The organism is Acinetobacter sp. AKBS16 (assembly GCF_002899995.1).
In the GTDB taxonomy this organism is placed as follows: Bacteria; Pseudomonadota; Gammaproteobacteria; order Pseudomonadales; family Moraxellaceae; genus Acinetobacter; species Acinetobacter baumannii.
Map to the genome: position 1 here is coordinate 51,880 of NZ_POYH01000065.1, position 6,086 is coordinate 57,965.

Annotated in this window: 6 protein-coding genes and 1 pseudogene; 2 read left to right on the top strand and 5 right to left on the bottom strand. The window is 40.4% G+C overall.

Going from position 1 to position 6,086, the window contains the following annotated elements:
• The 3 genes and pseudogenes from C1642_RS19220 to C1642_RS11820 all read right to left on the bottom strand — a co-directional run.
• Nucleotides 1–237 (bottom strand): annotated as a pseudogene (locus C1642_RS19220) (transketolase); the annotation flags it as partial.
• A 19-nt stretch (nt 238–256) separates the two neighbouring features.
• Entirely contained in the window at nt 257–1,558 is a 1,302-nt protein-coding gene (locus C1642_RS11815; protein ID WP_000381882.1) for an MFS transporter, read from the bottom strand.
• A 77-nt stretch (nt 1,559–1,635) separates the two neighbouring features.
• Nucleotides 1,636–2,385, bottom strand: a complete 750-nt coding sequence (locus C1642_RS11820; RefSeq protein WP_103236368.1) for an SDR family NAD(P)-dependent oxidoreductase — start codon at nt 2,383–2,385, stop codon at nt 1,636–1,638.
• Between the two features lie 184 nt (nt 2,386–2,569).
• Between C1642_RS11820 and C1642_RS11825 the strand changes: the two genes are divergently transcribed.
• Nucleotides 2,570–3,445: a LysR substrate-binding domain-containing protein gene (locus tag C1642_RS11825; protein ID WP_086372225.1), complete on the top strand. Its 876-nt coding sequence runs from the start codon at nt 2,570–2,572 to the stop codon at nt 3,443–3,445.
• Nucleotides 3,446–3,456: 11 nt separating this feature from the next.
• Here the strand turns inward: C1642_RS11825 and C1642_RS11830 are convergent, their stop codons facing one another.
• Nucleotides 3,457–3,903 carry a hypothetical protein gene (locus C1642_RS11830; protein ID WP_103236369.1) on the bottom strand — a complete coding sequence of 149 codons (447 nt, stop codon included), beginning with the start codon at nt 3,901–3,903 and terminating at the stop codon, nt 3,457–3,459.
• Between the two features lie 191 nt (nt 3,904–4,094).
• On the opposite strand from C1642_RS11830, the gene C1642_RS11840 reads away from it, so the two are divergent.
• Nucleotides 4,095–5,240 carry an aldose epimerase family protein gene (locus tag C1642_RS11840; RefSeq protein WP_103236370.1) on the top strand — a complete coding sequence of 382 codons (1,146 nt, stop codon included), beginning with the start codon at nt 4,095–4,097 and terminating at the stop codon, nt 5,238–5,240.
• Nucleotides 5,241–5,307: 67 nt separating this feature from the next.
• Here C1642_RS11840 and C1642_RS19225 read toward each other — a convergent pair.
• Nucleotides 5,308–6,086: MFS transporter (locus C1642_RS19225; RefSeq protein WP_228153849.1), on the bottom strand; the 779-nt coding region annotated here is incomplete at its 5' end.

Here is a 6,086-nt window from a genome sequence, read left to right on the forward strand (position 1 = left end):
TGCAATTGCATAATGTCCAATAGAAAGATAAAAACGGTCACGGCCTTCCCATTCAGGGTTTTCAGGCTGATATTTCATGGCATGAAAATAAGATACTGCCAGTAGATCTGCTGCACCTAAAGCTTGTCCAACATAGCCTTGGCCTTGTACTTGCCCCATACGTAAAGCATGTTGGCGAATGTGGTAGGCACGTTGTTGCAACTCGGCAATTTGGTCTGCTTTATCAACATTTAACATTGTCATTTACTATTCCTTATTAACGATTAACCAGTTTTGCCGGAACACGCAGAACCAGACTGGCACCGAAAATTAATACTGCTGTGATTAAGAACATGCCGATTGCATTTGAACCCGTGTTAGTAGTAATCCAACCAATTAAATACGGCGAGCAAAATCCGGCAAGGTTGGCAAAGCTATTGACGGCTGCAATACCTGCTGCTGCGGAAACACCACCCAAAAAGTTGGTCGGTAACATCCAGAATAAAGAGGATGCTGTCAGCACACCTGAGGCTGCGATGCAAAGGCAAATTAAAGAGAGCGTTAGATTTGAAGCGAATAAAGTCGCAAATGTGAGTGCTATAGCACCTGCACACATCGGAATAATTAAGTGCCAGCGGCGTTCTTGGAAATGGTCACCGCTACGCCCCGCCAAAATCATGACCACAATGGCACACATATAAGGCAGGCTTGTGAGCAAACCTATATGCCAGTTATCACTAATACCTGAGTTACGAATGAGAGTTGGCAACCAAAATGTAATTGCGTATTGCCCCATCACGACACAAAAGTAGATACCTGCCAGTAGCCATAACCGTTTATCTGCGATAAATTCTTTAACACTACCGTGGCCTTCTTTGTGCTGGTTATCCTGAGCAAGCTCTTGCTTCACCAAGTTTTTTTCGTCTTGGGTTAGCCAGTTGGCGTCTTGAACTGAATCTTTTAAAACAGCAAGTACAAGCAAGCCGACAAGCACTGTGGGAATGGCCTCAATTACAAACATCCACTGCCAGCCAAACCAGCCATGTACGCCGCTCATTCGGTCCATGATTAAGCCTGAAAGTGGTCCACCAATCATTCCTGAAATTGGAATCGCGATAAACCAAAGTACGGTCATGCGCGCGCGGCGGTAAGATGGGAACCAATAAGTGAGGTAAAGCAATAATCCCGGAGCCAAGCCGGCTTCAGCAACACCAAGCAAAAAACGTAAGGTGTAAAATTGCCATTCGGTTTGAACAAAGGCAAAACAGCCTGACAAAATGCCCCATGTAATCATGATACGGGCAATCCAACGTCTTGCGCCTACCTTGTGAAGTACAATGTTACTTGGTACTTCACAAAGAAAATAACCAATAAAGAAAATCCCTGCGCCTAACCCATATACAGCTTCACTAAACTGTAAATCGCTCATCATTTGGAGTTTGGCAAAACCCACATTTACCCGATCTAAATAGGCACAAAAATAACAAAGCATTAAAAATGGCATGAGCCGAAATGCAATTTTTCGATACGCCGATTTACGAACCGTTGTATCTACTTCAGATGAAAATACTGTATCCATCATGCGAATCCCTTTACATTTGGCCACAGTATCCTCTTGTGACCATCATTCTATTTTTAGTTTTTAAATGACAAGCATTAATGAATCAGCATGCCACCATTTACATCGAGTGTGACACCAGTTAAGTAAGCTGATAGATCACTTGCCAAAAATAGTGCTGCATTTGCAACGTCTTGTGCTTTACCTAAACGGCCAAGCGGAATACCTGCCAAAATATCGTGACGACGGTCATCATTCATTAAACCGCCAGTAATATCAGTCTGAATTAGACCGGGAGTAAGAGAATTTACACGAATCTGGTCACTACCAAACTCACGAGCCATCGCTTTTGCCAGACCTAACACGCCTGCCTTTGCAGCGCTATAATGCGGTCCGCCAAAGATACCGCCACCACGTTGTGCTGAAACTGATGATAGACAGACAATACTTCCACCACCGTTTGCTTTCATAGATGGAATAACCGCTTGCGACATAATCAGTGTTCCGCGTAGGCTGACATCTAAAACACGGTCATAGTCATTGCGTTGAATATCAAGTGTTTTGATAGGCTGAGTAATGCCCGCATTGTTAATTAAAATATCAATCTTTCCATAGTGCTGTAGCGCTTGTTCAACAGCAGCTTTGACCTGCTCTTCATTTGCAACATTGGCAGCAAGACCCATATGTCCTTCGCCAAGCGCCTTTGCAGCGTTTTGGCTTTGAGCAAGATCTAAATCAACAATAATGACTTTGGCACCTTGTTGTGCAAAGATTTCTGCGGTTGCTCGCCCAATTCCACGTTCTGATGCTGCACCCGTAATTAATGCCACTTTTCCTTGTAGTAACATGTTGAATCCTCTTTTACGCTTTATTTCCTGAGTTCTGACTTAGAATCCCTTTTTTCACAAAGCCCAGCAATCATGTCGAATTCAACAAGGCATGAAAAAAATTCATGCCTATGCTATTTTCAAATAAGTTTTAGGGATAAAAACGGATCATTTCATGGATAGCAGTGAAAACAATTTCAACCAGATGCCATCAATTAAAACATTACAGGCTTTTGAGCAAACTGCCCGTTTTGGCAATGTTGCTAAGGCAGCAGAGAATTTAAATCTCACCCCTTCGGCAGTGAGTCACCAAATTGCTAAGCTTGAAGAAATGATTGGGCAGAGTTTATTTATTCGTGGCGCCCGTGGTGTGACACTTACGCCTTCAGGTGAACGCTATTTTCAAGATGTCACCACCATTTTGCATAATCTGATGTTAGCCACTGAAAAAGCTGCCGATAAAAGCCCTAAAGACAGTTTATATATTCATTCATCCCCAAGTTTTGGTTTACTTTGGTTGCTCCCTCGCCTTGAATCATTTAAAGAAAAGTTCCCCATGATTCAGGTTAACCTATCGTGTTCATATGAAAATTTGCACTTTACCCGCGATAAGATCGATATTGATATTCGTCATGGTTTACCCAACTGGACAGGGGTAGAAATCAGAACCATTCGTAATGAAAAGCTTGAAGTGCTTGCGTCCCCTAAGCTACTGGAACGTAGTCCTGTGCATAAACCTCAAGATTTATTAAAGAAAGATCTGATTTTATCGCGCTCAACCTTAGTGACTTGGCCCCAATGGTTTGCCCATCAGGGTTTAAGCATTCCTGAATTTCCCTACACTTTGAGTTTTGACCGCTCTTATATGTCACTTGAGGCAGCCACACACGGGCTAGGTTTTGTTTTAGAAAGTAATTTACTCACTCAAAATTACTTAGAATCTGGAAAGTTGGTTAGAGTTTTTGCAGATGAGCTATCGATTCCTATCTCTGCTCATCACTTGGTATATCCACGAACCCACCAATTTATTCCTAAAATTGAGTTATTTTTAAACTGGATTCATGATGAATTGGCAGGCTGAGAAATCATTTCTTAAAGGATCTGAATTTCCTCAACTCGTAAGTGATGCATCATTTCTCGAATAAATACAAAGTAGATAAAAATATAAAGCTGATCTGGGGCTACTTGATTCGTGTAGTAACTCAAACGCTCAATAAAATCATTAAATCCATGCTCAAGCTCGATACGGCTGATTTGCTTTTTAGCACTAAAAAATAACTTACTCAGTTGTGCCATGGCGGTATCAGCCGTAACGGCTATACCATTTATATTGAGATTTCTGAGTGGCTGCGACTCGATGATTTCTTCAATAAAATAAATCATCTTTTCAATCGCAAGCTCATCAATAACACTATTGCTAATACTTTTTGAATTAATAAAACCTAAGCCCTGCTCAAGGTGAATGTGCTGGCTGTCGACATCAAACGAGAGACTACTTAGACCAAGTGAAAATTTTAAAATTGAATTAGGATGATTCATAAAAATAGCTTACTGCTGAAGTTTGCTAATAAAATTAATTTGTTTATAACCCTAAATGGTATCGACTGTTCACTACTCAGCATTAACTGATCGATTATTATTAACACTATATATAATAAAAACCTCTTTAAAAAGATGAAAAATCAATCTTATATTCATCCAGTCTTACTATTACAAAATAGAGTATAAGCATGAAAAAATTAGCAATTTTAGGTGTTACGGTTTATAGCTTTGCACAACTTACCAATGCAGCAACGTTAAATGTAAAACCATATGGTACGACTCAAGACGGCCAAAAAGTTGATCTATACACCATGAGTAATAACAATGGAGTCTCGGTATCTTTTATTAGTTTTGGTGGTGTAATTACAAAAATCTTGACTCCCGATGCCCAAGGCAAACAAAATAATATCGTTTTGGGCTTTGATGACTTAAAAGGCTATGAAGTCACTGATACCAAGGAAGGTATTCATTTTGGCGGATTAATTGGTCGTTATGCGAACCGGATTGGTAATGCTAAATTTAGCTTAGATGGGAAAACGTATAACCTCGAAAAAAATAATGGCCCGAACTCATTACATAGCGGCAATCCTGGTTTTGATAAACGTGTTTGGCAAGTTAAACCCCTCATTTCTAAAGGTGAGACTGTTAAAGCTTCTCTGAAGTTAACCAGTCCAAATGGTGATCAAGGTTTTCCCGGAAAATTAGATGTAGAAGTAATCTACAGTCTTTCAGAGCAAAATGAATTTAAGATTGAATATAAAGCCAAAACTGATCAGCCTACAGTCGTCAACCTCACCAACCACAGTTATTTCAACTTATCAGGTGCAGGGAACAATCCTTATGGCGTGCTAGATCATGTGGTACAACTCAATGCAGACCGTATATTGGTAACCGATCAAAACTCTTTACCAACAGGTGAAATTGCTTCAGTTGCAGGTACACCTTTTGATTTTCGAACGCCTAAGGCGATTGTGAAAGATATTCGAGCGAATAATCAGCAATTGGCCTATGGATATGGCTATGACCAAACTTGGGTAATTAATCAAAAGACTCAAGGGAAATTAAATCTTGCAGCTATTGTGGTTGACCCAAAATCTAAACGAACAATGCAGGTTTTAACTACTGAACCAAGCATTCAAATGTATACAGCCAATCATTTATTAGGAAATATTGTTGGCGCAAATGGCGTACTCTACCGACAAGCAGACGCACTAGCATTAGAAACACAGCATTTTCCAGACAGCCCGAATCAACCGGCTTTCCCGTCTACACGTTTAAACCCAAATCAAACTTATAACAGTGTTACCGTATTTAAGTTTGGTGTTCAAAAATAGTCTTTCTAATGAGGCTATGTTCATATTAAAAAGACTCTCAGCTGAATATGGCTGAGAGTCTTTTCATTTATTTAACTTTTGTGTTTGGTAAAAGTGCTGTTGCAAAACCAAGTAATGGCAACAATGAACATAAACCAAATACCCATTCAATGCCGTTAATATCCGCTAAATGTCCTAAGCCCGCTGCGGCAATACCACTTACCCCAAACATAAGGCCAAACATTAAACCTGCAATCATGCCTACACGGCCCGGAACAGCTTCTTGTGCATAAACCACCATCGCTGCAAAAGCAGATGACAACACCAAACCTGCAATAATTGAGAAAACCGTTGTCCAAAACAAGTTTGCATATGGCATCATTAATGCAAACGGCGCCATGCCAACAAATGAAACCCAGATCACAGCTTTACGGCCAATCTTATCGCCAATTGGGCCACCCGCAAATGTACCTACAGCCACAGCTGCCAAAAAGGCAAATAAGTGTAATTGAGCTGTTTGAATGCTGATATGGAACTTTTGAATTAAATAAAAAGTAAAATAGTTACTAATGCTGGCAATGTAAGTAAATTTAGCAAACATTAATACACTAATTGTACCTAAGGCGATAATGAGCTTACGGCCATGCAATTTGGTATGTGCTTGCGTAGCACGTGTAACCACCTGACTTTTAGCATGGTTTACTGTCCAGCGGCTGACACCAAATAAAACCCAAATCGCTAAAAGTGCAAATATCACCAAGCCCGCAACTGCATGCTGTCCAAATGGAACAATTAATAATGCTGCTAATAATGGACCAATGGCAGTACCTGTGTTTCCGCCCACCTGAAAAGTCGACTGAGCTGTAC

Coding starts and splice junctions, on each gene's coding strand:
- C1642_RS11815 (WP_000381882.1), bottom strand. CDS start 1,558: ATGGATACAGTATTTTCATCTGAAGTAGATACAACGGTTCGTAAATCG.
- C1642_RS11820 (WP_103236368.1), bottom strand. CDS start 2,385: ATGTTACTACAAGGAAAAGTGGCATTAATTACGGGTGCAGCATCAGAA.
- C1642_RS11830 (WP_103236369.1), bottom strand. CDS start 3,903: ATGAATCATCCTAATTCAATTTTAAAATTTTCACTTGGTCTAAGTAGT.
- C1642_RS11840 (WP_103236370.1), top strand. CDS start 4,095: ATGAAAAAATTAGCAATTTTAGGTGTTACGGTTTATAGCTTTGCACAA.
- C1642_RS11825 (WP_086372225.1), top strand. CDS start 2,570: ATGCCATCAATTAAAACATTACAGGCTTTTGAGCAAACTGCCCGTTTT.